Annotated in this window: 21 protein-coding genes and 1 pseudogene; 3 read left to right on the top strand and 19 right to left on the bottom strand. The window is 43.8% G+C overall.

What is annotated here, in order from left to right:
• Window positions 1-2 precede the first annotated feature (2 nt).
• From PG418_RS02300 to argC, 10 genes are all read right to left on the bottom strand, one after another.
• Window positions 3-929, bottom strand: a complete 927-nt coding sequence (locus PG418_RS02300) for a GerMN domain-containing protein (RefSeq protein WP_195368647.1) — start codon at window positions 927-929, stop codon at window positions 3-5.
• Window positions 930-934: 5 nt separating this feature from the next.
• Window positions 935-2416, bottom strand: coding sequence for a sensor histidine kinase (locus PG418_RS02295; RefSeq protein WP_498836993.1), 1482 nt, complete (start codon window positions 2414-2416; stop codon window positions 935-937).
• Window positions 2361-3050 carry a response regulator transcription factor gene (locus tag PG418_RS02290; protein ID WP_008374691.1) on the bottom strand — a complete coding sequence of 230 codons (690 nt, stop codon included), beginning with the start codon at window positions 3048-3050 and terminating at the stop codon, window positions 2361-2363. The genes PG418_RS02295 and PG418_RS02290 overlap by 56 nt, the downstream gene beginning before the upstream one ends.
• Window positions 3051-3063: 13 nt before the next feature.
• Window positions 3064-3726: a helix-hairpin-helix domain-containing protein gene (locus tag PG418_RS02285; protein WP_022220712.1), complete on the bottom strand. Its 663-nt coding sequence runs from the start codon at window positions 3724-3726 to the stop codon at window positions 3064-3066.
• Between the two features lie 81 nt (window positions 3727-3807).
• Complete coding sequence (locus PG418_RS02280; protein ID WP_008374687.1) at window positions 3808-4239, bottom strand: DMT family transporter; 432 nt, start codon at window positions 4237-4239, stop codon at window positions 3808-3810.
• Window positions 4240-4317: 78 nt separating this feature from the next.
• The gene (locus PG418_RS02275) at window positions 4318-5499 is read right to left on the bottom strand and encodes an aspartate aminotransferase family protein (RefSeq protein ID WP_022220713.1); all 1182 of its coding nucleotides are present in this window, start codon (window positions 5497-5499) and stop codon (window positions 4318-4320) included.
• 29 nt (window positions 5500-5528) lie between these two features.
• A complete protein-coding gene (argB, locus tag PG418_RS02270) occupies window positions 5529-6416 on the bottom strand; it encodes an acetylglutamate kinase (RefSeq protein ID WP_008374684.1) in 888 nt (295 codons plus the stop codon).
• A 12-nt stretch (window positions 6417-6428) separates the two neighbouring features.
• On the bottom strand, window positions 6429-7652 hold the full coding sequence (gene argJ, locus PG418_RS02265) for a bifunctional glutamate N-acetyltransferase/amino-acid acetyltransferase ArgJ (RefSeq protein ID WP_498836992.1): 1224 nt from the start codon (window positions 7650-7652) through the stop codon (window positions 6429-6431).
• 15 nt (window positions 7653-7667) lie between these two features.
• Window positions 7668-8117, bottom strand: coding sequence for a GNAT family N-acetyltransferase (locus PG418_RS02260; RefSeq protein ID WP_044999341.1), 450 nt, complete (start codon window positions 8115-8117; stop codon window positions 7668-7670).
• Between the two features lie 43 nt (window positions 8118-8160).
• Window positions 8161-9201, bottom strand: a complete 1041-nt coding sequence (gene argC, locus PG418_RS02255) for an N-acetyl-gamma-glutamyl-phosphate reductase (protein ID WP_022220715.1) — start codon at window positions 9199-9201, stop codon at window positions 8161-8163.
• Window positions 9202-9949: 748 nt separating this feature from the next.
• Between argC and PG418_RS02250 the strand changes: the two genes are divergently transcribed.
• Window positions 9950-11281 (top strand): MATE family efflux transporter, encoded by a 1332-nt coding sequence (locus PG418_RS02250; RefSeq protein ID WP_498836991.1) that lies wholly within the window; start codon window positions 9950-9952, stop codon window positions 11279-11281.
• Window positions 11282-11362: 81 nt separating this feature from the next.
• Here the strand turns inward: PG418_RS02250 and PG418_RS02245 are convergent, their stop codons facing one another.
• The 3 genes from PG418_RS02245 to proB all read right to left on the bottom strand — a co-directional run bounded on the left by PG418_RS02245 (window position 11363) and on the right by proB (window position 14243).
• A complete protein-coding gene (locus PG418_RS02245; protein WP_008374672.1) occupies window positions 11363-11869 on the bottom strand; it encodes a methylated-DNA--[protein]-cysteine S-methyltransferase in 507 nt (168 codons plus the stop codon).
• Window positions 11870-12063: 194 nt separating this feature from the next.
• Entirely contained in the window at window positions 12064-13332 is a 1269-nt protein-coding gene (locus tag PG418_RS02240; RefSeq protein ID WP_498836990.1) for a glutamate-5-semialdehyde dehydrogenase, read from the bottom strand.
• Between the two features lie 11 nt (window positions 13333-13343).
• Entirely contained in the window at window positions 13344-14243 is a 900-nt protein-coding gene (gene proB, locus PG418_RS02235) for a glutamate 5-kinase (protein ID WP_498836989.1), read from the bottom strand.
• 480 nt (window positions 14244-14723) lie between these two features.
• On the opposite strand from proB, the gene PG418_RS02230 reads away from it, so the two are divergent.
• Window positions 14724-15944 (top strand): argininosuccinate synthase, encoded by a 1221-nt coding sequence (locus PG418_RS02230; RefSeq protein WP_008374664.1) that lies wholly within the window; start codon window positions 14724-14726, stop codon window positions 15942-15944.
• Between the two features lie 519 nt (window positions 15945-16463).
• On the opposite strand, the gene PG418_RS02225 is transcribed toward PG418_RS02230, so the two are convergent.
• The 3 genes from PG418_RS02225 to PG418_RS02215 are packed head-to-tail and all read right to left on the bottom strand — an operon-like array spanning window position 16464 to window position 20287.
• Window positions 16464-17972 carry an ATP-binding protein gene (locus tag PG418_RS02225; protein WP_498836988.1) on the bottom strand — a complete coding sequence of 503 codons (1509 nt, stop codon included), beginning with the start codon at window positions 17970-17972 and terminating at the stop codon, window positions 16464-16466.
• Window positions 17969-19273 (bottom strand): vWA domain-containing protein, encoded by a 1305-nt coding sequence (locus tag PG418_RS02220; RefSeq protein WP_498836987.1) that lies wholly within the window; start codon window positions 19271-19273, stop codon window positions 17969-17971. Before PG418_RS02220 ends, PG418_RS02225 begins: the two co-directional genes overlap by 4 nt.
• A gap of 24 nt (window positions 19274-19297) precedes the next feature.
• Window positions 19298-20287 carry a leucine-rich repeat protein gene (locus tag PG418_RS02215; protein WP_498836986.1) on the bottom strand — a complete coding sequence of 330 codons (990 nt, stop codon included), beginning with the start codon at window positions 20285-20287 and terminating at the stop codon, window positions 19298-19300.
• 203 nt (window positions 20288-20490) lie between these two features.
• Here PG418_RS02215 and PG418_RS02210 point away from each other — a divergent pair, with 203 nt between their 5' ends.
• Window positions 20491-20826, top strand: coding sequence for a sporulation initiation factor Spo0A C-terminal domain-containing protein (locus PG418_RS02210; protein WP_008374659.1), 336 nt, complete (start codon window positions 20491-20493; stop codon window positions 20824-20826).
• 162 nt (window positions 20827-20988) lie between these two features.
• Here PG418_RS02210 and PG418_RS02205 read toward each other — a convergent pair.
• The 3 genes and pseudogenes from PG418_RS02205 to PG418_RS02195 form a co-directional block, all read right to left on the bottom strand.
• A pseudogene (locus PG418_RS02205) lies at window positions 20989-21417 on the bottom strand (manganese catalase family protein); the annotation flags it as partial.
• Between the two features lie 81 nt (window positions 21418-21498).
• On the bottom strand, window positions 21499-22554 hold the full coding sequence (locus PG418_RS02200) for a GH25 family lysozyme (protein WP_498836985.1): 1056 nt from the start codon (window positions 22552-22554) through the stop codon (window positions 21499-21501).
• A 54-nt stretch (window positions 22555-22608) separates the two neighbouring features.
• Window positions 22609-22902 (bottom strand): phage holin family protein, encoded by a 294-nt coding sequence (locus tag PG418_RS02195; protein ID WP_498836984.1) that lies wholly within the window; start codon window positions 22900-22902, stop codon window positions 22609-22611.
• Window positions 22903-22987: the final 85 nt, after the last annotated feature.

Below are 22987 nucleotides of genomic sequence, written 5' to 3'. Positions count from 1 at the left end.
GATCAATCCTCCTTTATCATTTCCTGGTTTCTGCTCAGAGGTTCATCCAGCTTTATACTCTCCTGATATACAATACTGCTGTCTCCGTTGATTGAAATCTGTACTTCAGAGACATTTCCACCATCGATCACTGAATTTACGATGGAATAGATCACCGTCTCCGGACTGACTCCCGGAGCAATGTTCCGAAGTCCTTCATCAAAATTCAGATAGCAGATATGATCTTTGATCGATACACCCAGCAGCTTTGTTCCTTTTGGTATGGTAGCAAGCAGTCTGTTATTGGATGGTCCTCGCATCAGCTGTTCCACTACAACCCGTTCCTTCGACTCATTGCTGTTATACCGCACCGTATCCTCTTCCTTTTGTAGCTTTTCTCCAGATGAATCTGCATAATACAGCGTAAGCTTCATCTCCTGGAAAGAGTTAATAGAAGAGCCTGTGTTCTGTACAAAATCTTCTGCCTGCTGGTATCCATAAGTATTCCCTTTTTTATCCGTAAGTGGCGTTCCATCTACACAGATCATCACCAGATCCACTCCATCAATCTGCGTCAGTGAACGGACAAGCGCTGCCCTGCACAGAACCTCTCTTACCGTATCCATCTTTCCGTAAGCAGCATTATAGTACAGGATCAGCTTTTCATCCTCCAGAGTGTATCTCTCCAGTTTTACCTTTTTCGGCAATGCCGCCTGTGCCTTCACCTCGTCATCACACTTCTGCAGCGCAGACAGCATTCCTTTTACTTCTTCGTCCACCGACTTTCCTGTTCCATCGTAGTCCTTCGGAACCAACGCCGTTCCGCTCTGGTTAATCTGGTAAATCGTGTATTTTGCATCTGCTTTCTGTTCCTTTTTTCTGCATCCCACAATGCCTGTAAGAAGACACACCGCAAGAAGAATGCTTATGATCTGGTAAATTTTTTTCATTCTTCTCATCCTTCCCTCTTGATATAAGTAAGCGGGATCCGGACTGTAAATGTCGTTCCCTCTCCCGGTTCGCTGTAGACCTTGATCGCACCGCGGTGCATGACAACCGCATTTCTTGCAATCGAAAGCCCAAGACCGGTTCCGCCGATCTCACGAGAATGGGACTTGTCCACACGGAAAAATCGCTCGAATATATGATCCGTATCTTCTTTCGGAATCCCGATTCCAGAATCCGCAACCTTCAGATAAAAATACTTATGATCCGCATTTAACGACACGTGTACCCATCCGTTCTCTTTATTGTACTTGATCGCATTTTCCACCAGATTCGTGATCACAAGTGCAATCTTTACCTCATCAATCTCCGCTGTCACTGGACGAAAACTCTCAAATACCAGCTCAATATTACTTTTTGCCGCAAGTGGCTGTAATCTTTTGAGAATCCGTTCTACCAGTTCATTAACATCCTGACTCTTAATATTTAAGTTTGCACCCTTCTTATCCAGTTTTACAAGATCCAGAAGGTCATTGATGATCTTATTCTCCCGCTCGATTTCTTCGGACAAATCACCCATGAATTCCCGGTAAATCTCCGCCGGTGCATCCGGCTGCATCAGCAGTGAATCCGCCAGCACCTTCATAGAGGTCAACGGTGTCTTCAACTCATGGGATACATTTGCCACGAACTCTTCTCTCGATGCATCCAGTACTTTATAGCGGTCCCACAGCTTATTAAATGCATTGGAAATCCGTTCCGTTTCATCGTAAGCATTTTCATGGAGATAATTATCTCCATAGCCTCCTGCCATCTCCTCGATCGATTGAGACATCCTTTTCAGCGGCCTTACAAGCAGCATACCGATGATTGCTGATAAAAAGATCCCGATAATACTGATTGCAACCGTTGCAATTCTTGCCTTTGACTGCAATGCCTCTACATTGTCACGCAGACTGTCTGTAGAAACACTGACCAGAATCATTCCTTTTACCGGCTCTTCCCCTTTTTTGACCGGGACTGCCACTTCAATGTAGCGGCTCTTTCTGTCATAACTTGCCGGCTTCTCGCCGCGGAAGCATTTGACTACATCCTCGGAAATGATCGTCTTTCCCTCCTCCAGATCATAGGTATCTTTCACAATCCGGAATTCATCATCAATAACAAGCACTCTTCCATTGTAAATATTGGATAACTGTGATAGTTCTGTATCGATCACATCAGAAACTCCCGTTTTCAGATAATCAGAATTGACCAGCTGATTACTCAGAATCGTACACTGGTTTTGAATCTCTGCTGTGCGCACGGATACGGTTCTCTGATCATAGCTTTGCAGAATCGCATTCATCAGGATCACACTGGATAATATGACAAATACGCTCAGGATCACCGTTACCCGCACTTGCAGACTTTTTATGAATTTTGGTACAAAAAATTTAACCCCTGAAATAATAGCCAACTCCCCACTTTGTGTAAACGTATTTCGGATCACTTGGATTTACTTCAATCTTCTCGCGCAGTCGTCTGATATGTACATCTACCGTTCTTGCATCTCCCGGATACTCATATCCCCAGACAATATTCAAAAGACTTTCCCTGCTGTAAACCTTGTTCGGATTCATCGCAAGAAGCTCCAGAAGATCAAATTCTTTTGCGGTAAGATTCAGTTCCCTGTCCCCGGAAAAAACTCTCCGGCTTTCACAGTCGATCTTCAGATCTCCCTTTACCACAACTTTACCGCTCGCGCTCATCCCATCTTTTTTAGCGACCCTGCGCATGATTGCCTTCATTCTGGCCTTAACCTCAAGAATGTTGAACGGCTTTGTGATGTAATCATCTGCGCCATATTCCAACCCGAGGATCTTGTCCATATCCTCGCCCTTCGCAGTGAGCATGATGACCGGTACATCTGAGAAATCACGGATCTGTCTGCATACTTCAAATCCATCGTATTTTGGAAGCATGACATCCAGAAGAATCATATCATACTCTTTTCTTTTTACCATCTCAAGTGCTTCCTCACCGTCGTATGCGCAGTCAACTTCCATATCATCCTGTTCCAGGCTGAATCTCAGTCCTTTCACGATCAGCTTTTCATCATCTACTACCAATACTTTTCTGCCCATCTTGCGCACTCCTCTACTCTACCGTTATCTGCTCCCGGATCTTCTGAAAGATTCCTTCCTTGATCCCGTCCACTTTCTTCAGATCCTCTATCTTCCTGAATCCACCGTTTGTCTCTCTATAAGCAATAATTGCTTCCGCGCGGGACTCGCCAATCCCGCTTAAGCTTAAAAGTTCAGCCTTTGTCGCGGTGTTCAGGTTTATTATTCCTGTGTCTTTTCCCATCCCGGCATCTGCCATATCCGATGGTGAACCTTCTTCTTTCAAAGTCTGTTCTTCTTCTCTGGATGGCACATAAATCCTTTGTCCATCTGTCAGATGTGCTGCCTGATTCAGATAAACCTGTCCTGCTGCCTCCGTCAGACCTCCCGCTGCTTCTATGGCATGCGTGATGCGGTCTCCTTCCTGCAGTTCATATACACCGGGTGATGCCACCTCGCCACATACATACACCCAGATCGAACCTTCTTTTTCTTCACCACCCGGATCTGCTTTTGCCTTATCCGGCTTTTCTTCGGCAGCCTTTGATTCTGCCTCGTTTTTCTTATCCCCGGCATCCGCTTCTGCAGCAGCCACACTGGTAAAGGTCTCTTCTTTTTCATGGCATGCTGACAGCATACAGCTGATTCCAAGGAAAATTCCACATATTTGATATAAAATCCGTCTTCTTTTCCGCATACATACTCCTTTTCCGCAGAGCATGTCCCCTCGTACTTCCAAGACATGATTATTGTAACGAATTTTTTTCCAAAAGACAACCTATTTCCACTGAAAAATTGTCGTGCCGATCAGAGCGATCCCCATACCGATCACTTTTCTCCAGGAAAATGGCTCTTTTTCCACACCAAATAATCCCACCAGTTCAATCAGATACGCCACAATAAGCTGAGACATAACGATCAGAAGTGCCGCCTTTGCAGGCCCGAGCTGCGCCATACTTTTGATCACGGTCCAGGTGATCCCTGCTCCGATCACACCGCCAAGCAGCATATATTTAGGCTGCACCTCTCCTATCGTGGCAATACTGTCCCTCCCCATGATCAGCCACATTACCAGACAGATGGCAAATGCACTAAGCTGCACCCAGGCATTGCTCACCCACATTCCTGTCGTCTTTGTTACCTGTGTGTTAAATACCCCCTGCACACTCATCAGCGCTCCCGACAGCAGGGCAATAAAAAATCCGGTCATCTTTCATACCTCCTTTTCTTCTGAAAGTATATCCGATGACCGGCTCTTTTATTCTCTTATTTTTATCAGGCACCGACTTTATGCAAGTGCTTTTTTCAGGATCTCTGCCATCTCATCTACCTGTTCTTTACCGATAACAAGCGGTGGGATCATTCGGATCACATCTGTTCCAGCTCCGATGATCAGAAGTCCTTCTTCCAACGCTTTGGCTGTCACTTCACCCAGCGGCTTGGTGATCTGAAGTCCCTGGATCAATCCTCTTCCCTTTACTTTAACGGCTGCATCGCAGGTATCCACGATTTCCTGCAGTTTCTGTGTCAGATATGGTGCGATTTCATTGACATGATCGAGCATATGCTCTTTTTCAAAGATCTCAATAGTCTTGCTGACCGCTGCACAGCAAAGTGGGTTTCCACCATATGTAGTTCCGTGATCTCCCGGTACCAGCGAATTATCTGCAACTTCTTTTGTCATCGCAAATGCGCCGACCGGAACACCGCTTCCGATTGCTTTCGCCATTGTCATGATATCCGGTGTGATTCCCATCTGCTGCCATGCAAACCATGCACCGCTTCGTCCCATACCACACTGTACTTCATCGCAGATCATCAGGATTCCGTTCTCATCACAGATCTTACGAATTCCCTGCATAAATTCTTTTGTCGCTGCGTTGATTCCGCCTTCGCCCTGGATTGTTTCCAGAATGATTGCGCAGGTCTTATCATTTACCAGTGCTTTTACACTGTCAAGATCATTGTAGATTGCAAAATGTACACCAGGCATAACCGGTTCAAATGGCTCTCTGTATTCTTTGTGTCCGGTAAGTGCTACTGCACCCATACTTCTGCCGTGGAATGAATTCTCCATTGCAATAAATTCATAACGTCCGGTTTTTTTTGTGTACGCATATTTTCTTGCAGTTTTGATCGCACCTTCGATTGCTTCTCCACCACTGTTTGTGAAGAATACCTTGTACATACCGGTGATCTTTTTCAGATCTTCTCCTGCTTTACCGCAGGTTGTATTATAATACAGGTTTGATGTATGGATCATCTTGTCAATCTGAGCCTTTAATGCATCATTAAATTCCTTGTTGTTATATCCCAGAGAAGATACTGCATATCCTGCTGAGAAATCCAGATATTTCTTTCCTTCCGGATCATAGAGGTATGCGCCGTCTCCATGGTCCAATACAACCGGATAACGGTTATAAGTTTTTAAAATCGCGTCATCCTCTTCCTGCATATACTGATTTGTCATAAGAATTACCTTCTTTCTTTATCTTCCCTTTAATCTTCTTCACCGTTTCTTAAAATTGCAGTTCCGATACCCTTCTTCGTGAAAATCTCAAGAAGCAGGCAGTGCGGAATTCTTCCATCCAGAATATGGACTCTGGACACTCCGTTTTCAATCGCTCCTACACAGTTCTGCAGTTTCGGGATCATTCCTCCGGAAATTGCTCCGCTTTCGATCAGTTCATTCGCCTGATCTACAGTAAGAGCTGTGATCAGAGAAGATTTATCCTCGTAGTCTCTGTATACCCCTTCAATATCAGAGAGGAACGCAAGCTTCTCAGCATGAACCGCTTTTGCGATCGAATAAGCTGCATCATCCGCATTGATATTATAAGTGTTGTAATCATCATCGATTCCGACCGGGCATACGATCGGGAGAAAATCTTTATCCAGAAGATCCAGAAGAACCTCTGCATTGACCTTCTTGATATCTCCTACAAATCCAACGTCCTGTCCTGTCATGGAAAGCTTTTTATCAACTCTTAAAAGTCCGCCGTCTTTTCCACTGACACCGATAGCACGGACACCAAGTTCTTCGACCATACGAACCAGATTTTTATTAACCTTGTTCAGTACCATCTCTGCAATTTCCATGGTCTCTGCGTCCGTCACACGAAGTCCGTCGATGAATTTCGGCTCCATTCCGGCTTTACTTACCCATTTACTGATCTCTTTTCCACCGCCGTGAACGATGATCGGTTTGAATCCAACCAATTTCAAGAATGTAACATCCTTGATGACATTTTTCTGGAGTTCTTCGTCCAGCATTGCACTTCCACCGTATTTTACAACGATGATCTTACGGTTGAAACGCTGAATATAAGTAAGCGCCTCAATCAGAACTTCTGCTTTGTCCAGATACTGCTGCATATCCTGATCCATTTTGCTTACCTCCTAGCTTCTGTAATCTGCATTGATGTCAATATATCCGTGAGTCAGGTCACATCCCCATGCGGTTGCGCTTTCGCTTCCCATCTTCACATCAGCAACTGCTTTTACTTCTTCCTGTGAGAGGATCTCCGTTGCTTTTTCTTCACTGTAATCTACCGCTGTACCATTTTCGATGATCTGGATCTTTCCTGCCTTGCTCTCGAAGAACAGATCCACCTTTTCCGGGTCAAACTGTGCTCCGGAATATCCCATTGCACAGAGGATTCTTCCCCAGTTTGCATCATATCCTGCAATTGCTGCCTTGGTAAGATTTGAGCATACGATTGATTTTGCAAGTGTCTTTGCAGTCTCTTTTGTATCTGCGCCAACTACAGTTACTTCAAATAAAGCAGTTGCTCCTTCTCCGTCCCCTGCGATCTTCTTTGCAAGGTATTCGTTGATCTCATGCAATGCTTCTGCAAAGGTCTTATAGCTTTCACTGTCTACCGTGATCACTTCATTTTCAGCCATTCCGTTTGCAAGAAGAACTACAGAATCATTTGTAGAAGTATCTCCGTCTACGGAAATCATATTGTATGTATCATTGACATCATCACTGAGGGCTTTCTGAAGTGCCTCTTTTGTGATTGCTGCATCTGTTGTGATAAAGCTGAGCATGGTGCACATATTCGGATGGATCATACCAGATCCTTTTGCCATACCACCGATGGTAACGGTCTTTCCGGCAACCTCGATTTCTACTGCGATCTGTTTTTCACAGGTATCAGTCGTCATGATTGCTTTTGCTGCCTCAGTTCCGTTTGCCAGTGTATCATTTTTCTTTTCAGCAAGAGCCTTTACCCCTGCCACGATACGATCAATTGGAAGCTGCTTTCCGATGACACCGGTCGATCCGATCAGTACACCGTCTGCATTAATTCCAAGAGCTTCTGCTGCCGCATCTGCTGTGTCCTTGCAGTAGCCAAATCCTTCCGCACCGGTACATGCATTGGCAATTCCGGAATTGACGATCACAGCCTGTGCTTTCGCACCGCTCTTTACAACCTGCTGATCCCATTTTACGCATGCTGCCTTTACAACGTTTGTAGTAAATGTTCCTGCACATTCACATGGAACCTGGCTGTAGATCATTGCCATGTCGGTTCTGTCCTGATATTTGATCTTTGCTGCTGTTGATGCTGCCTCAAATCCTTTTGCTGCGGTCACACCGCCTTCGATAATCTTCATCGTATATAGCCTCCTTTAGCCCTCTTCGATAAATGCTGTAATATTTTCCTCATTTAAAACAAACTCATAGTAGTTGACATCCGGTCTCTTGGTCCATCCGATCGTATTCCAGAACGTATTGCCGATATCATTCTTGGTAAATGCGATCAGTGTGATCTTGTTGATATGTTCCTCTTTCAGAGCTGACATTGCATAGGCAACCATGCTCTTTCCGATCCCATGACAGCGGTACGCCGGATCTACACATACATGATAAAAACATCCGGTTCTTCCGTCGTGTCCGCAGAGGATTCCTCCTACTACTTTTCCGTCTATTTCGGCGATCACACTGGTTGTTGGATTCCTTTTCAGGAATCGTTCCACGCCTTCTTTTGAATCATCTATGCTCCGGATTCCAAATCCTTTGATCCGCATCCAAAGTGCATGAAGCTGGTCATAATCTTCTACTGTCATCGCACGAATAATTGTTGTCATATATTTTCCATTCCTTTTCTTTTTCTGCCGTGTTCTACGGGAACATCGGAACCAGATCAAGACCTTCACTTTCCGGAAGTCCGAAGATCAGGTTCATGTTCTGTACAGCCTGTCCTGCTGCACCTTTTACCAGGTTGTCGATCGCACCCATCATAATGATACGGTTTGTTCTCGGATCGATCTTAAATCCGATATCGACATAATTGCTTCCTTCTACCCATTTTGTTTCCGGGTAAACATCTTTCTCCAGAACGCGGACAAATTTTTCATTTGCATAATATTTATCGTAAACTGCTTTTACTTCTTCCCAGGTAACATCCTTTGTAAGCTTCGCGTACTCTGTTGCCAGGATTCCTCTGTTCATCGGAACCAGATGCGGTGTAAAGTTAATCACAACCTCTTTGCCGCTCGCATATCCAAGCTGTTCCTCGATCTCCGGTGTATGTCTGTGTGTTGCCACACCGTATGCTTTCATATTCTCATTGACTTCACAGTACAGGTTCGGAACCTTTGCCCCTCTTCCTGCTCCGGATGTTCCGGACTTGGCATCAATGATCAGCGTATCCATATCGATCAGTCCTTCTTTTGCCAGCGGATAAGCAGTCAGGATGGAGCATGTTGTATAGCATCCAGGATTGGCGATCAGTCTTGCGCCTTTGATATCTTCTCTGTTCACTTCACACAGTCCGTAAACTGCTTCTTCGATAAACTGCGGGCTCTTGTGCTCAATACCGTACCATTTTTCGTAAGTCTTGACATCTTTGATACGGAAATCTGCGCTCAGGTCGATGATCTTAACCTTTGATAAGATTTCTTCATTAACTAATGATGCGCACAGTCCCTGTGGAGTTGCTGTGAAAATCACATCTACCTGATCTGCAAGTTGTTCCATATTATCATCTAAACATACCGCATCTACGATCTGAAACATATTGCGGTATACATCTGCATATTTCTTATCGATATAGCTTCTTGAGCCAAACCATTTAATTTCTACGTCTTTATGTCCTGTTAAAATGCGAACCAGTTCTCCTCCGGCGTAACCGGTAGAACCGATGATTCCTGCTTTAATCATGTAAACCATCCTTTCGTAAATGCCGTATTTGTGTATAGATAGGCATAATCATAAATACTATAAACCCATTAATCCCTATTGTAAAGGGGTTCGCGGGAATTGGGGGAATGTTTTTTTGATTGGTGCGGGGACGCTCCTGCGCGAAATATGTTTGCACGCAACCGCGCTTGCGCTCCGCTCAAACGCAGCGGTACTAGGCTCGGCTTTGCTTACGCTCGCCTTGCCAAGTGCCGGCGTTTTCGAGGGGTTGCTTAGCAAAGATATTTCGCGCAGGAGCTGTGCACTGACGAATGGGAACATTCTCCAATTGGGTGGGGCTGATGCTTGTCGACTCATTGTGGTGCGACGGGCAGGAGAGGCGGCGTCAAACTTCCTGCCTCATGCTTGACAGCATGAGGATTGGAAGTTTGACACCTGTCTCCCTTGGGAATGAAAGAATTCCATGTGATTTCAGCCGAGTTTTGGTTCAGCCTATCTTAAAAAACAATTATTATTCTATCTATTTTATTTTCCGATTGGTTTAGTATACATGGTTTTATTTGGGAAAGCAAGTGGTTTTTTGATTTTTATGCATATTTCTGTGTATTTTTATGTATAATTTCTTGTTTTTATGCATTTATATTTATTTTTATGCATTGTTATGCATTTTTATTATTATAAGATGCATTAGGTCTGTATTCTTTTTATTGACTATTGTGGGAAAATGAAGTTAGTATTAAGGAAGTGATTGTAAAGGAGTTGTTATTTTATGGAACGGGATCTTACTTCGGGGAGTGTTTTTCGGAATGTGATTTATTTTTCGCTACCTTATTTTTTATCTTATTTTTTGCAGACGCTTTATGGGATGGCGGATCTTTTTATTGTTGGGCAGTTTGATGGGGTTGCCAGTACAACAGCGGTTTCGATTGGGAGCCAGGTGATGCATATGTTGACGGTGATGATCGTGGGGCTTGCGATGGGGGCTACGGTTTCAATCGGGCAGTCTATTGGAGCGGGCGATAAGAAAAGGGCTTCTGTGTTTGTGGGAAATACGGTGATTTTGTTTATGGGAATTTCTCTGGTGCTGGCGGTTTTGCTTCTGTTTTTTGTAAAGCCAATTGTTTCGGTGATGTCTACGCCTGCAGAGGCTGTTTCCGGGACAGCAGCTTATCTGACGATCTGTTTTCTCGGGATTCCTTTTATTACGGCGTATAATGTGATCAGTTCGATTTTCCGCGGACTGGGGGATTCTAAAAGTCCGATGTATTTCATCGCAGTTGCATGTGCGGTGAATATTATACTGGATTATCTGTTTATCGGATTTTTCCATCTGGGAGCTTCCGGTGCTGCGCTTGGCACAACACTTTCCCAAGCGTGCAGTGTTCTGTTTGCACTGATTGCCATTAAACGTAAGCAGACCGGACTTTCTCTTTCCGGAGACTGTTTCCGCCCACAGAAAAAACCGCTTGGCAAAATTCTGAATATTGGGATTCCGGTAGCGCTTCAGGACGGATTTATTCAGATTGCTTTCATTATTATTACGATCATTGCCAACCGGCGCGGACTGAACACAGCCGCCGCTGTCGGCATTGTGGAAAAAATCATCAGCTTTCTGTTCCTGATTCCGTCTTCCATGCTTTCGACTGTTTCTGCACTCGCAGCTCAGAATATCGGTGCCGGAAAGTATGACCGTGCAAAGCAGACACTTCGCTATGCCATGATGATCGCCATTGGATTTGGTCTGGTCGTCTCTATATTGATCCAGTTTATCGCAGCTCCGGTTGTCGGACTTTTCACTGCAGACACAGCCGTTATTCTTCTCGGCGCACAGTACATTCGCGGATATATCTGGGATTGTATTTTTGCCGGCGTTCATTTCAGTTTCAGCGGATACTTCTGTGCATGCGGAAAATCTGGAATTTCATTTTTACATAACCTGATCGCTATTTTGTGCGTGCGTATTCCGGGTGTTTATCTGACTTCAAAAATTTTCCCGCATACACTGTTTCCGATGGGACTCGCAACCGCTACCGGCTCCTTATTGTCTGTGATCATCTGCATCATTGCTTACCGATGGTTATGTGAAAAATCCGGAAAATAGAATACAGGATCGGACTCTTACGGATTTCTCCAAATCATCAAAAATGGTGACTCACTACGAGCCACCATTTTTAATGATCACTTATCTGATATGCGCTTCTTCATGTGCAAGCAGCCATTCTTTCTTTTCAAGTCCACCGGCATATCCGGTCAGGCTTCCGTCGCTTCCGATGACCCGGTGACAGGGAATAATCACAGAGATCGGATTATGTCCGACCGCACCTCCGACTGCCTGCGGCGAGATACTTTTCGCGCCCCGTTTTACTGCAAGGATCTTTGCGATCTTTCCATAAGTAATGGTACATCCATATGGGATTTTTGCGATAATCTTCCATACTTCTTTTCGGAAATCACTTCCTGCAGGTGCAAGAGGAAGTTCTTCCGGATCCGGATCCTGCCCTGCAAAATACCGATCCAGCCAGTACTCTGCCTGATCCAGTACCGGCAAGTCTTTCTTCTCCTCAAAATCTTCTATAATCTTGTCCATATAGTATTTCTGTCCTTCAAACCATGCACCGACAAGTACATCCTCCCGTGCTCCAAGCGTAATTTTCCCGATCGGCGAATCATAGTAGCTTACATACAGCATTTTTCATTCTTCCCCTTTTTCATCCGTCCTGATACCTATGTTTTTGAGGATTGCGAGAGTGCAAAGCACGTAGCAATCTGGTATCAAAGGGGTCAAAATACCTTTTGACCCCAACATCTTAAAAATAAAAACAAAATTCCTTAACTTTTGTACCATTCAAATTATAAAATGGAGATTTTTTCCTGTCAATCTTCTTATCCGCGAATTTGTCCATTTCCAAAGATCACATACTTTTTCGTGGTAAGGGCTTCCTGCCCCATCGGTCCGCGGGCATGAAGCTTCTGGGTACTGATTCCGATTTCCGCCCCGAATCCAAATTCGTTTCCGTCAGTAAATCTGGTTGACGCATTGACATACACTGCCGCCGCATCTACCCTCTCCTGAAAATACAGTGCATTTGCATAATCCTTCGTGATAATCGTCTCGGAATGCCCGGTGTTCCATTTGTTGATGTGCCGGACGGCATCACAGATAGCTGGAACAATTTTTACAGAAATAATCGCATCCAGATATTCCTGTCCCCAGTCACTTTCCTGTGCCCAAGCGATCCGCTCATCAATCTGCCTTGCCGCTTCATCTCCCCGGATTTCTACCCCTTTTGCCGAAAGCCGGTCACAGATCACCGGAAGCGCCTCCTCTGCAATTTTCTCATGAATCACTAAGGATTCACATGCATTGCATACACCAAGCCTCTGCGTCTTTGCATTCTCGATAATCTCCGCTGCCATCTGTACATCAGCAAATTCATCCACATAAATATGGCAGTTCCCCGTCCCAGTCTCAATCACCGGAACCGTACTGTTCTCCACCACAGATGCAATCAGTGAAGCACCTCCTCTTGGGATCAGTACATCCAGATAGTCCTTCATCCGCATCATTTCCATAGCCGACTCCCGGCTGGTATCTTCAACCAGAATCAGCGCATCCGGTTCCATTCCCTTTTTCGCAAGTGCCCCACGGATCACCTCTGCTATAGCCCTGCAGGAATTTGCTGCTGCACTTCCTCCTTTTAAAACGGCGACATTTCCGGTCTTAAAACAGAGTCCAAAGGCATCTGCAGTCACATTCGGACGGGCTTCATAAATGATTCCGACAACACCAAGCGGAACTCGTTTTTCTCCGATCTGCAGTCCGTTTGGCCTTATTTTCATGGAAATGATCTCTCCCAAAATATCCGGAAGTGCTGCAATCTCCCTAAGTCCTTCTGCCATTTTCCGGATTCTGTTCTCATTTAGAAGAAGCCGGTCGATCAGTGGCTCTGTCATCTTATTTTTTCTTGCAAGCATAATATCCTTTTGGTTTTCTTCTATTATATATGCCTGTTGTGCCGCCAGCGCATCTGCCGCCAGGATGAGCCCTTCCTGTCTTTGAATTACATTTAAAAATGCGACCGTTTCTTTTGCACTGACTGCACGCTTTCCAAGCTTTTCCATATAGATTTTTTTCTCTGCTCTCTGTTCCATTTCATTCACCTCTACTTTCCCACAGCCATCCGATACTGTATATTTCTTTTCAGTCTCCGCTCCATCCTGTACGCATCTCTTTCCGGTCCAAGCTCATTTTCCCCGTCATAGCGGTGATTCTTTGCAAGAAACAGCGTACCGACTTTCTTTCCTGCCATAATATCATTAATTGCATAAATATTATCGCCATTTGCGATCACCATATCTGCTCCCGCTTCTGTTGCAATCTTGGCTGCCTCGATCTTTGTCGCCATGCCACCGGTTCCGACTGCGCTTCCGGCTCCTTTTCCCATCTTCTCCAGTTCTTCATCAATCCGGTTCACGGTATGCACAAATCTTGCTGCCGGATTGGTTCTTGGATCATCCGTATAAAGTCCCTCGATATCTGACATCATGATCAAAAGATCCGCCTCCACCAACGCCGCCACATCTGCAGACATAGTATCATTATCGCCAAAATTTCCATAGCTGTCCTCATCCACGGAAATAGCATCATTTGCATTGACGATTGGAACCACATTCATTGCCAGAAGTTCTTCAAATGTTTCTCTCGCATGGATACGACATGTCTTGCTGTAGACAGATTCTTTCGTCAGCAGCACTTGTGCGGTGAGCTGACTGTATTCCGCAAAAAATTTCTCATAGATCATCATCAGGCGCCCCTGCCCTACTGCTGCACATGCCTGTTTGACAGAACCAGCCGGCTTCTCACTGATTCCAAGGACATTTTTTCCGATACCGACTGCACCGGAAGATACTACGATTATCTCTTTTCCGCGGTTTCTGAGATTGATCAGTACACGGACAAATTTTTCCAGATTGATGTTACCGGTTTTTGCATAGGTGACAGTGGAGGTTCCCACTTTGATGACGATTCGTTTCTTTTCCTTTAGAGTGGCTCTTAATTCCATTTCGTTTTTCCTCTTTTCAATTCATATTCTTAGTAGGTATAAATAAAAGAAGCAGAAAAAGAGTATGCGGCGATACCTTTTTCTGCTTCTTTTTTCACTACCGAATCATAATACTTCAATGACATATGTTATTCTTATTCATTTTATGCATATCACTCATCTCGCCGGTTCCTTTCTTCCTTTAGCGTGTTACCTTGTTACTTTTTGTTATATTTTACGGATTTTTGTGCAAATGTCAAGTATTTTCCTGATTTATCTTTATATTTTCTGTTTAATCTTCTTCTATCCTTCTTTTTTCTTATTACTCTCTTTCCTTTTTTATACATAATTATGCATATTTTATGTATATTTTTACTTTTATTTGCATAAAAATAACATTTTTAAAAGTTTTTTCATTTTATTATTGCATAAATATAAAAAATGGTGTATAGTGGGTTGTGAATTGAATACAAAAGAAAATTTTTAGGAGGTTTATATACAATGAAAGAAAAAGTAGTTCTTGCATATTCTGGTGGTCTTGATACTACCACACTGATCCCTTGGTTAAAGGAGACATTTGATTATGAAGTAATCTGCTGCTGTATCGACTGCGGACAGGGCGAAGAGCTGGATGGTCTTGATGAAAGAGCAAAACTCGCAGGTGCTTCTAAATTATACATCGAAGATATCACTGATGATTTCTGTGATAACTATATTATGCCATGTGTACAGGCAAATGCTGTTTACGAAAATGCATACCTTCTCGGAACTTCTATGGCTCGTCCGGCAATCTCCAAGAGACTTGTTGAAGTAGCAAGAAAAGAAGGTGCTACTGCTATCTGCCACGGTGCTACCGGAAAAGGAAATGACCAGATCCGTTTCGAGCTTTCTATCATGGCTCTTGCCCCGGATCTTAAGATCATCGCTCCTTGGAGAATGACAGATCTGTGGACACTTCAGTCACGTGACGATGAGATCGCTTACTGTAAAGCTCACGGAATCGATCTTCCGTTTGACGCAAGCCACAGCTATAGCCGTGACCGTAACTTATGGCACATCAGCCACGAAGGACTGGAACTTGAAGATCCATCCTGCGAACCAAATTACGCTGATCTTCTTGTTCTTGGAAATACACCGGAAAATGCACCGGATGAAGATGAATATGTAACTATGACATTTGAAGAAGGTGTTCCGAAGACAATCAACGGAGAAGCCATGAAGGTTTCTGATATCATCCGCAAACTCAACGAACTTGGCGGCAAGCATGGTATCGGTATCGTTGATATCGTTGAGAACCGTGTTGTTGGTATGAAATCCCGTGGTGTTTATGAAACTCCTGGTGGAACAATCCTGATGGAAGCTCACAAACAGCTTGAAGAACTGGTTATCGACCGTGCTACCATGGAAGTTAAGAAAGATCTTGGCAATAAACTCGCTCAGGTTGTATACGAAGGAAAATGGTTCACACCACTTTGTGAAGCTCTTCGTGCTTTCGTAAAATCTACCCAGAAATATGTTACAGGTGAAGTTAAATTCAGACTTTACAAAGGAAATATCATTAAAGCCGGAACTACTTCTCCATACTCACTTTACAATGAATCTCTGGCAAGCTTCACAACCGGTGATATGTACGATCATCATGATGCAAGCGGATTCATCACTCTGTTCGGACTTCCGCTGAAGGTTCGTGCGATGAAGAATCTTGAGGTAAACAATAAATAATTGTATATCCCAATACTGACAGATTTAAAGGACGTTGATATGAAATTATCAGCGTCCTTTTTCTGAGCAAGCCAACGCTTAAAAGGTTCCGCTTTTGGCGAGGGTCTACATGAAATGTAAGTTTCACTCCAACAGGCTCGTCAGGCATAAAATGTCATTTTTATAATTATGCTATAGTAGTTATCAGCCATTTATGATTCATATAAAGGCATATCCACCCCGTATTCTCTATCAATCCCCATACAGATCTGCTCAAATATCTGATTTGGCAGATATACACCTTACTTTCCGCTTTCAGGCAGCTCTCCCGGTGATAGTTTCCCCGGCACAACGCAGTTCCAAGACCGGGAGACGCGCGCAAAGTGAGATCATATTTCAAGCGATACTCCCCCGGTTTTATTTCGGGAAGTTCCTTACAAAATTGCAGATCTGGCATGAATTTCATTCCCATTTCTTCTGCTTTCTATCATTATATGATACCACAGGCACAGTCGTTCTTATTCTGTCAGTTCTTGCTCTTTAATCTTCAACCAGTCCTCTTTCCACTACATTTTCCACGGCATCCATCTGTTCCAGGATTTCTTCACGGCGTTCATCCAAAAGTAAACCTTTGTTGTATTTGTAATACATCGCACAGTCATTTTCCCGCAGGAACGCAATGCTGTACACATTACTGTTGAGTTCCGTAACAAATACTGCCATTTCCTGGCTCTCGCCGAAAGCAGATTCCAGGAATTCAAAGCAGTGATTCAGCGTTTCCAGTGTCTTATCTGCCATTTGCTCTCTCTGCTCTTCTTCGCTGTCAAATGTGGCCTTTACAGACTCAAATTCCGGAGCTTTCCGGTATTCTTCCAATTTGCATAAAATACGCTCCATACGGTGCATTTCCGCCTTTGTAAGCTGTCCGGCGGCCTTCTTCTGTTCAACTTCCCGCCTAAGAGACTGAATTTTCGCAGCAAGGACCTCTCCCGGAACTGCACCTTCCTTTTGCAATTCCTCTTTATAAGCACACAGCTGAGCAAACAGTCCCTCCACAAATTTTTCCATCTCATATTCTTCTTTAAAAAGTTCTGCCATCTTTCCGACCAGAAGATTTACCACACTCAGCCGCTCATCAAACGACGCAAATTTCAAACGTTCTAAGGTATCTTTTTCATAATATCCTGCAAGGATCCGCTCCAGTCCATACTCCTTCTGATACTTTCGGTAAAGCTCCAGATAATTTGCAAAATCCTTCGCTGTCTTCCAGTGCTGGAGGTACTGATGCACAACCTCACGATCCACCTCTTTACCAAGCTTTTCATAAACCTGGATCAACCTTGACAGGTCTTCCCATCCTCTGGCTGTGACAAACATTTTTCCATCTACTGTATTTTCCATACGATAGAAATTCTCTTTTCGAAGCTCCAGATAAGAAAGCACAGCAGGATGGATTCCAACCTGATACGCATATTCCTTCCAGACATCAAAATCAGCTTCCACATCGATCCGCTTGATTCGGTCCAGTGTCACCACATCAAATTCCCGCACCGACTTATTATATTCCGGCGGATTCCCTGCCGCCACAATGATCCATCCCTCCGGCACACTCTGATTACCAAACATCTTGCACTGTAAAAACTGCAGCATAGTCGGCGCCAACGTCTCTGAAACACAGTTGATCTCATCGATAAACAGGATTCCCTCTTTCATGCCGCTCTGCTCTATCTTTTCATATACAGCAGCAATGATCTCACTCATCGTATACTCGGTTACCGAATACTCTTTTCCACCGTAGATCTTTGTCTGAATAAACGGAAGCCCGATCGCACTCTGTCTGGTATGGTGCGTGATCGTATACGCAACCAGTCCGATCTCACATTCCCTTGAAATCTGCTCCATGATCTGTGTTTTTCCAATTCCCGGAGGTCCCATCAGAAGGATCGGTCTCTGATGGATTGCCGGAATCTGATATTCTCCATATTCATCCTTCATCAGGTATGCCTGCACCGCATCCTTGATTTCCTGTTTTGCACGTTTAATATTCATCTATTTCTCACTCCTCTCAAATCTTCTTCATCCAGAACCAGTTTCATCGCCCACGGCGGAACTTCCTGTTCTTCTGCCCCGTCGTCCATAAATACAAACGCGGTCTGGTACAGAGGCATTTTCTGCGGATAAATCCCCTGTCCATCGGTAAAATAGATCACACCCTTCAGTTCAGTGAACCGGTGCGTCGCAATCAGCTCATCAATATAGGCAAACGCCGGCCTGAAATCCGTTCCACCTTCCCCGGCAAGATCCAGCTTTTCCATATATTCCTGTAATTCTTCTTTACAGGTAATCTTCCTGTCCGACTGCACCTGGTCATCACATTGTATAATGTGGATATTGACTCTCTGAAAAAAGCTCCCTGCTTCACTTAAAATGCCATAGGTCTCCTCCAGGAATTTTTTTACCAGATCTCCTGAACAGGACATGGAAGTATCGATCACGATTGCAAAATCCTCCACTTTTTTCACTTCTTTCCATTCCTGTGGCTCGATCAGAGGCATATTTCCATAAAGGCGCAGTCCATAACTGTAAAATACATAATCAAAGCTGTCATCATCCACGGTAACCTCTTCCTTCAGTACAGCAAATTTATGCAAAAAGCTGCGGTAGTCATATCGCTGTCGGTTCTCTACCCGGACCTGATCCAGAAAATGCCCGGTATTTGATGCTGCTTCTTTCGAAAAAGTTTCCATATCGGTCTGCATTTTCTCGCTGACATCCTGCCACCTCTGGTTCATTTCGCTTTGTTTTTCATCATCTTCATCTTTTGCCCAGTACTTGTGATCATCTACGGTAAATTCCCGGGCCATGCGCTCCATCTCTCTGTCCGAAAGCTTCCATCTTACCAGTACTCCATAAATTTTTTCCGCTGTAAATACCTTGATTTCCTCTTTCAGATCCCGGTAGGTTCTCTGTCTGATCCAGGACTGGCTTTTTCGTATATTCTGGAGGTTCCAGTCGTCAATCACAGATTCTACCGCAATATCCGCCGCCAGGTTCCATACAAGCTCTTCCCGTCCATTTCTGCGAAATACATGTCGGAAAATGCAGTGCAGAACCAGATGTAGATAGGCGCGGTTTACCTCGATCCGGTTCTGCCTGTACTCACCTCCCAGCATCTGCCCGTTAAAATACATTGTCTCTCCGTCTGTAGCAAGAAGGTTTACTGAAAAATCCTGTACACAATAAAACGCCGAAAGCGCCACATCCATAAATCTCATCTTCATATACAGTTCGTTCCTCGTCAGAACCAGTATTTTATGTCCGATTTCTTCCAGACCCTGTTCTAATGACATTTCTTCCAATCTTTCCACCTTCTTTTACAATACAAACTTTTTCTTCTTTTTTGGAAAACTACGGTAACGCTCGTCCATCAAAATAGCTGAAATCTCGGTCTGTCCTGCATCTGCCGCATAAGTAATCGTTTTTTCCAACGCTTGTTCATCAAAATAATGCTCTCTGCAGCAAAAAAGCAGAACCTCCTGCGGATCTCCGGCGGCGATTTCGCGTCTTTCTTTCACCGCATGGATACAGCTTTCTCCAATTCCTTCCATATGCGCCTTTACATAATTTTCATAGCGCAGCTTTGCCACATCTTCCAGCTTCCACGGATATCGCAGACGCGTCAGAGCCACACTGAAAATTGCCTCTTCCGAATCTCTTGCTTCAGAAAGTGCAAACAGCCGGTCGTATTTTCCATAATCCAGTTCCCGCCGGTAAAAGCACTCCCTGTACTCTCCACCGGAACCATAATAATGCGTCTCCACGATCCGCGCCGGCGTATTTTCCACCGCATCTGCGTAATATTCTGGAAACAGGATCTTCGTCTCCGTTCCCTGATAACGCAGTGTTGCAATGATCTGATACCGGATCTCCGTCAGAATTTCCTTAAGACAGGACTTATTTCCATCCATAAAATCAATCTCCACCTTCTCCAGACGGCATCCGGTAAATACCCCGCTCCCCATCCGCACGATTGCATCTGTCCCATGGAAAAGTTTCAGATTCATACATCCATAAAACGCATAATTTCCAATTGACTGTACGGTAGACGGAAGATGGATTTCCCTTACCATTCCACCACAGCAGAGTTCTTCCGGCTGCGCAAAACGATCATCCTCTTCATCTGCCTCTGTCTGATAAACAGATGCATTTTTCTCTTCTTCATCTTTATGCAGTGAAAATGTATATGGAGCAATGCGGATGACAGGGATTCCCTCTATCTGCTCCGGTACTTTTATGATTCCTGAATCCTGCCAGATCCTGAGAATTTCAAGTCCGTTTTCTATTTTCTGATATTGTATCTTCATAAATTTCACTCCTGAAATTGATTCTGTCTGTTCTATCCAATTAAGGATTATAGCAAAAAAAAACAGATTTTTCCATTATCCGCTTCACACAATATATCGAAATCTCACGAAATATATCGTTATGGACAAAATTATTTACATATCTATAGAATTCCTTTATTCTATAGTTAGATAGTCGGTATGAATATTGGAAGGAGGTTCTTATGTATGATGTCAGGCATGTATTAAGAAAAGCTGGTCTTCGTTCCACGTACTCTGGTTATAACTATCTTGCTTCAGCAGTCGCCCTCGTTCTCAAAGATCAGGAATTTTACCTGAAGAATGTAACCTCTAATCTTTACCGCGTTGTCGGTGAGCAGTATGGCGTTTCCAACATGTGTGTTGAAGCCGCCATCCGTACAATGATCAACAGTTATTGGAATCAGAATTCCAATAAAATTTTAAGCCCGCTGCTTGGTTATCCTGTATTTGACAAACCGACCGCATCCGAATTTATTTCGATGCTGGCTGATTATATCCAGGATCATTCCTCTCGTTAATTATTAGATACTGGTAGAACTTATGCATTATCGTATATCAGCATGGTATATACAGAATAACGTTAGTAGGCTGACATTTAAAAAAGGTGCAGCCTATGAGGTCGCACCTTTTTTATCAAACCGGATTTTCATAATTGGGGACGTTTTTCCATACGCGCTGTTTTAATTGCCACAACTACTATTTGAATCCGTATCAAACTCCGGATTGATTGCATAAAAGTTCTTACTGTTCAGATTATCCTGAACGATCCTTAAACTTTCTCCAAATCTTTGGTAATGTACAATTTCCCGCTTTCTCAAAAAACGAATCGGATCACATACTTCCGGGTCTTTTACAAGCCTTAAAATGTTATCATACGTCGTCCTGGCTTTCTGTTCCGCAGCCATATCTTCATGTAAATCTGTAATTGGGTCACCCTTGGACTGAAAATAAGTTGCTGTCCACGGTGTTCCACTGGCTGCCTGCGGCCAAAGTGCAAGTGTGTGGTCCACATAATATTTATCAAAACCAGAAGCCTTAATTTCCTCCGGAGATAAATCCTTGGTAAGCTGGTAAACAATGGCACATATCATTTCCATGTGGGCAAGTTCGTTTGCACATACAAGATGAAAGTATTTTCTTCCTTATTTATAATAGGATATTAACACATCTTCTTATGAATTGACAGCTTATTATTTTATCCTAAGTTTCTGCCCTACATAAATCAGATTCGGGTTAGACATGCCGTTGAGCTGTGCAATCTTCTGGTAGGTTGTGCCGTATTTGCTGGCAATGTTGGAAAGAGTATCTCCACTCTGCACGGTATAGTATTGTGCGTTTCCGGCATTAACCTGATCCTGTACATCGTTATATCGACTTCCAAGAACTGTCTTGCGCACATCTCCATTTCCATATCTGCCGGATAATACTTCCTGTGCCAGATTGTCTATACTTGTCACCCAAATGTGATTTATGAAGTTTTGTACCTCTTCGTACCTGGTTCCGAGATTCCGGATCCGGTCTTCTCCGTTTCCGAATTCTCCAAGCATAGTTTGGTGCGCCAGATCTAAAGTAGATCCTTCCGGAGATGCTGTTGCCGGTTTTGGCGTCTCTGGTTGTTCTGGAACAACTACGTTCGTCTTATCGCTTACAGCGTACTTGCCCCAATCCTCTTTGCTTCCGTAGAATTTATCCAGATCGAGGTTGCCTGCATACCCTGATAGCCTTCCGCAAGATGTATACTGCCGGATCGCGCAGGTGTATTCTCCCTCATTCCAAGGAACATCCTGATAACCAGTTGGATCGTTATCCGCATACTGTGCGATCCACAAGCCATAGTTACCTATGTTATCGAATTTGTAGCTGATCGACTGTGAACAATACAGAATCGGATGCACACCGGTCTTCTGGTAGACATAATCTAACCATCCTTTGCACCAGGCATAGTCGCAACTACCAAAGGACGCATTGTTTCCTGCTTCCCAGTCCAGGATCAAAATTGCTTCTCCGAGACGATTTCCTACATTTGCCAGAAAATAATCCGCTTCCGCCTGAATGTTTCCGCCGTTGGCATAATGGTAGATTCCAAGGCATTTTCCGGCAGCTTTCGCCTGCCCATAGGCTCTCATATAATCCGGATTTACATAATTTATCCCCTCTGTCGCCTTGATCACCACAAAATCACATGGTACAACCGCAATATTGATCCCGTTTTGCCAGCTACTGATGTCAATTCCGTTTAATGCCATAACTTTTCCTTTCTACCGCTAACTTTTGGTGGTAAAACAAATAGCTTCGTCTGTCTATTCGTCCTTATTCATCTGCTTAATCAACTGGTTCACATAATTACTAAGTCCGGCAACTAAAATTCCTTGTACAATTGCCGTAAAAATAGCCATTGCAATATTTTGTGTACCTTTAAGGTCGCAAGTCGCCACCACATAAATTCCGCAAATCACGATTCCAATAATACCGAGGATTACTGGAATATACTTGTCTGCAACCTTTTCGGTATTTTTCAGACCGATTCCAACAAAGTATAGTACAATTGCAACTACAACCAATTCTGGTTTCACATAATTTAAAATCTGTTCCATAGCCTTAATCTCCTTTTTCTTTCAGATGCAATTCTTCTATTTCATGCATCATTTTCGTTATCATTCCATTACCGCCTAGCCTGTG

This window comes from Bariatricus sp. TF06-38A (genome assembly GCF_027690675.1).
Lineage (GTDB): Bacteria > Bacillota > Clostridia > Lachnospirales > Lachnospiraceae > Allocoprococcus > Allocoprococcus comes.
Note: the sequence above shows the minus strand (reverse complement) of the source record. Positions and strands in the feature narration are given on the sequence as shown.

What these genes read in the sequence shown, in the direction of transcription:
- PG418_RS02300 (WP_195368647.1), bottom strand. Translation starts at nt 929, where the DNA reads ATGAAAAAAATTTACCAGATCATAAGCATTCTTCTTGCGGTGTGTCTT.
- PG418_RS02290 (WP_008374691.1), bottom strand. Translation starts at nt 3,050, where the DNA reads ATGGGCAGAAAAGTATTGGTAGTAGATGATGAAAAGCTGATCGTGAAA.
- PG418_RS02285 (WP_022220712.1), bottom strand. Translation starts at nt 3,726, where the DNA reads ATGCGGAAAAGAAGACGGATTTTATATCAAATATGTGGAATTTTCCTT.
- PG418_RS02280 (WP_008374687.1), bottom strand. Translation starts at nt 4,239, where the DNA reads ATGACCGGATTTTTTATTGCCCTGCTGTCGGGAGCGCTGATGAGTGTG.
- PG418_RS02275 (WP_022220713.1), bottom strand. Translation starts at nt 5,499, where the DNA reads ATGACAAATCAGTATATGCAGGAAGAGGATGACGCGATTTTAAAAACT.
- argB (WP_008374684.1), bottom strand. Translation starts at nt 6,416, where the DNA reads ATGGATCAGGATATGCAGCAGTATCTGGACAAAGCAGAAGTTCTGATT.
- argJ (WP_498836992.1), bottom strand. Translation starts at nt 7,652, where the DNA reads ATGAAGATTATCGAAGGCGGTGTGACCGCAGCAAAAGGATTTGAGGCA.
- argC (WP_022220715.1), bottom strand. Translation starts at nt 9,201, where the DNA reads ATGATTAAAGCAGGAATCATCGGTTCTACCGGTTACGCCGGAGGAGAA.
- PG418_RS02250 (WP_498836991.1), top strand. Translation starts at nt 9,950, where the DNA reads ATGGAACGGGATCTTACTTCGGGGAGTGTTTTTCGGAATGTGATTTAT.
- PG418_RS02245 (WP_008374672.1), bottom strand. Translation starts at nt 11,869, where the DNA reads ATGCTGTATGTAAGCTACTATGATTCGCCGATCGGGAAAATTACGCTT.
- PG418_RS02240 (WP_498836990.1), bottom strand. Translation starts at nt 13,332, where the DNA reads ATGGAACAGAGAGCAGAGAAAAAAATCTATATGGAAAAGCTTGGAAAG.
- proB (WP_498836989.1), bottom strand. Translation starts at nt 14,243, where the DNA reads ATGGAATTAAGAGCCACTCTAAAGGAAAAGAAACGAATCGTCATCAAA.
- PG418_RS02230 (WP_008374664.1), top strand. Translation starts at nt 14,724, where the DNA reads ATGAAAGAAAAAGTAGTTCTTGCATATTCTGGTGGTCTTGATACTACC.
- PG418_RS02225 (WP_498836988.1), bottom strand. Translation starts at nt 17,972, where the DNA reads ATGAATATTAAACGTGCAAAACAGGAAATCAAGGATGCGGTGCAGGCA.
- PG418_RS02220 (WP_498836987.1), bottom strand. Translation starts at nt 19,273, where the DNA reads ATGTCATTAGAACAGGGTCTGGAAGAAATCGGACATAAAATACTGGTT.
- PG418_RS02215 (WP_498836986.1), bottom strand. Translation starts at nt 20,287, where the DNA reads ATGAAGATACAATATCAGAAAATAGAAAACGGACTTGAAATTCTCAGG.
- PG418_RS02210 (WP_008374659.1), top strand. Translation starts at nt 20,491, where the DNA reads ATGTATGATGTCAGGCATGTATTAAGAAAAGCTGGTCTTCGTTCCACG.
- PG418_RS02200 (WP_498836985.1), bottom strand. Translation starts at nt 22,554, where the DNA reads ATGGCATTAAACGGAATTGACATCAGTAGCTGGCAAAACGGGATCAAT.
- PG418_RS02195 (WP_498836984.1), bottom strand. Translation starts at nt 22,902, where the DNA reads ATGGAACAGATTTTAAATTATGTGAAACCAGAATTGGTTGTAGTTGCA.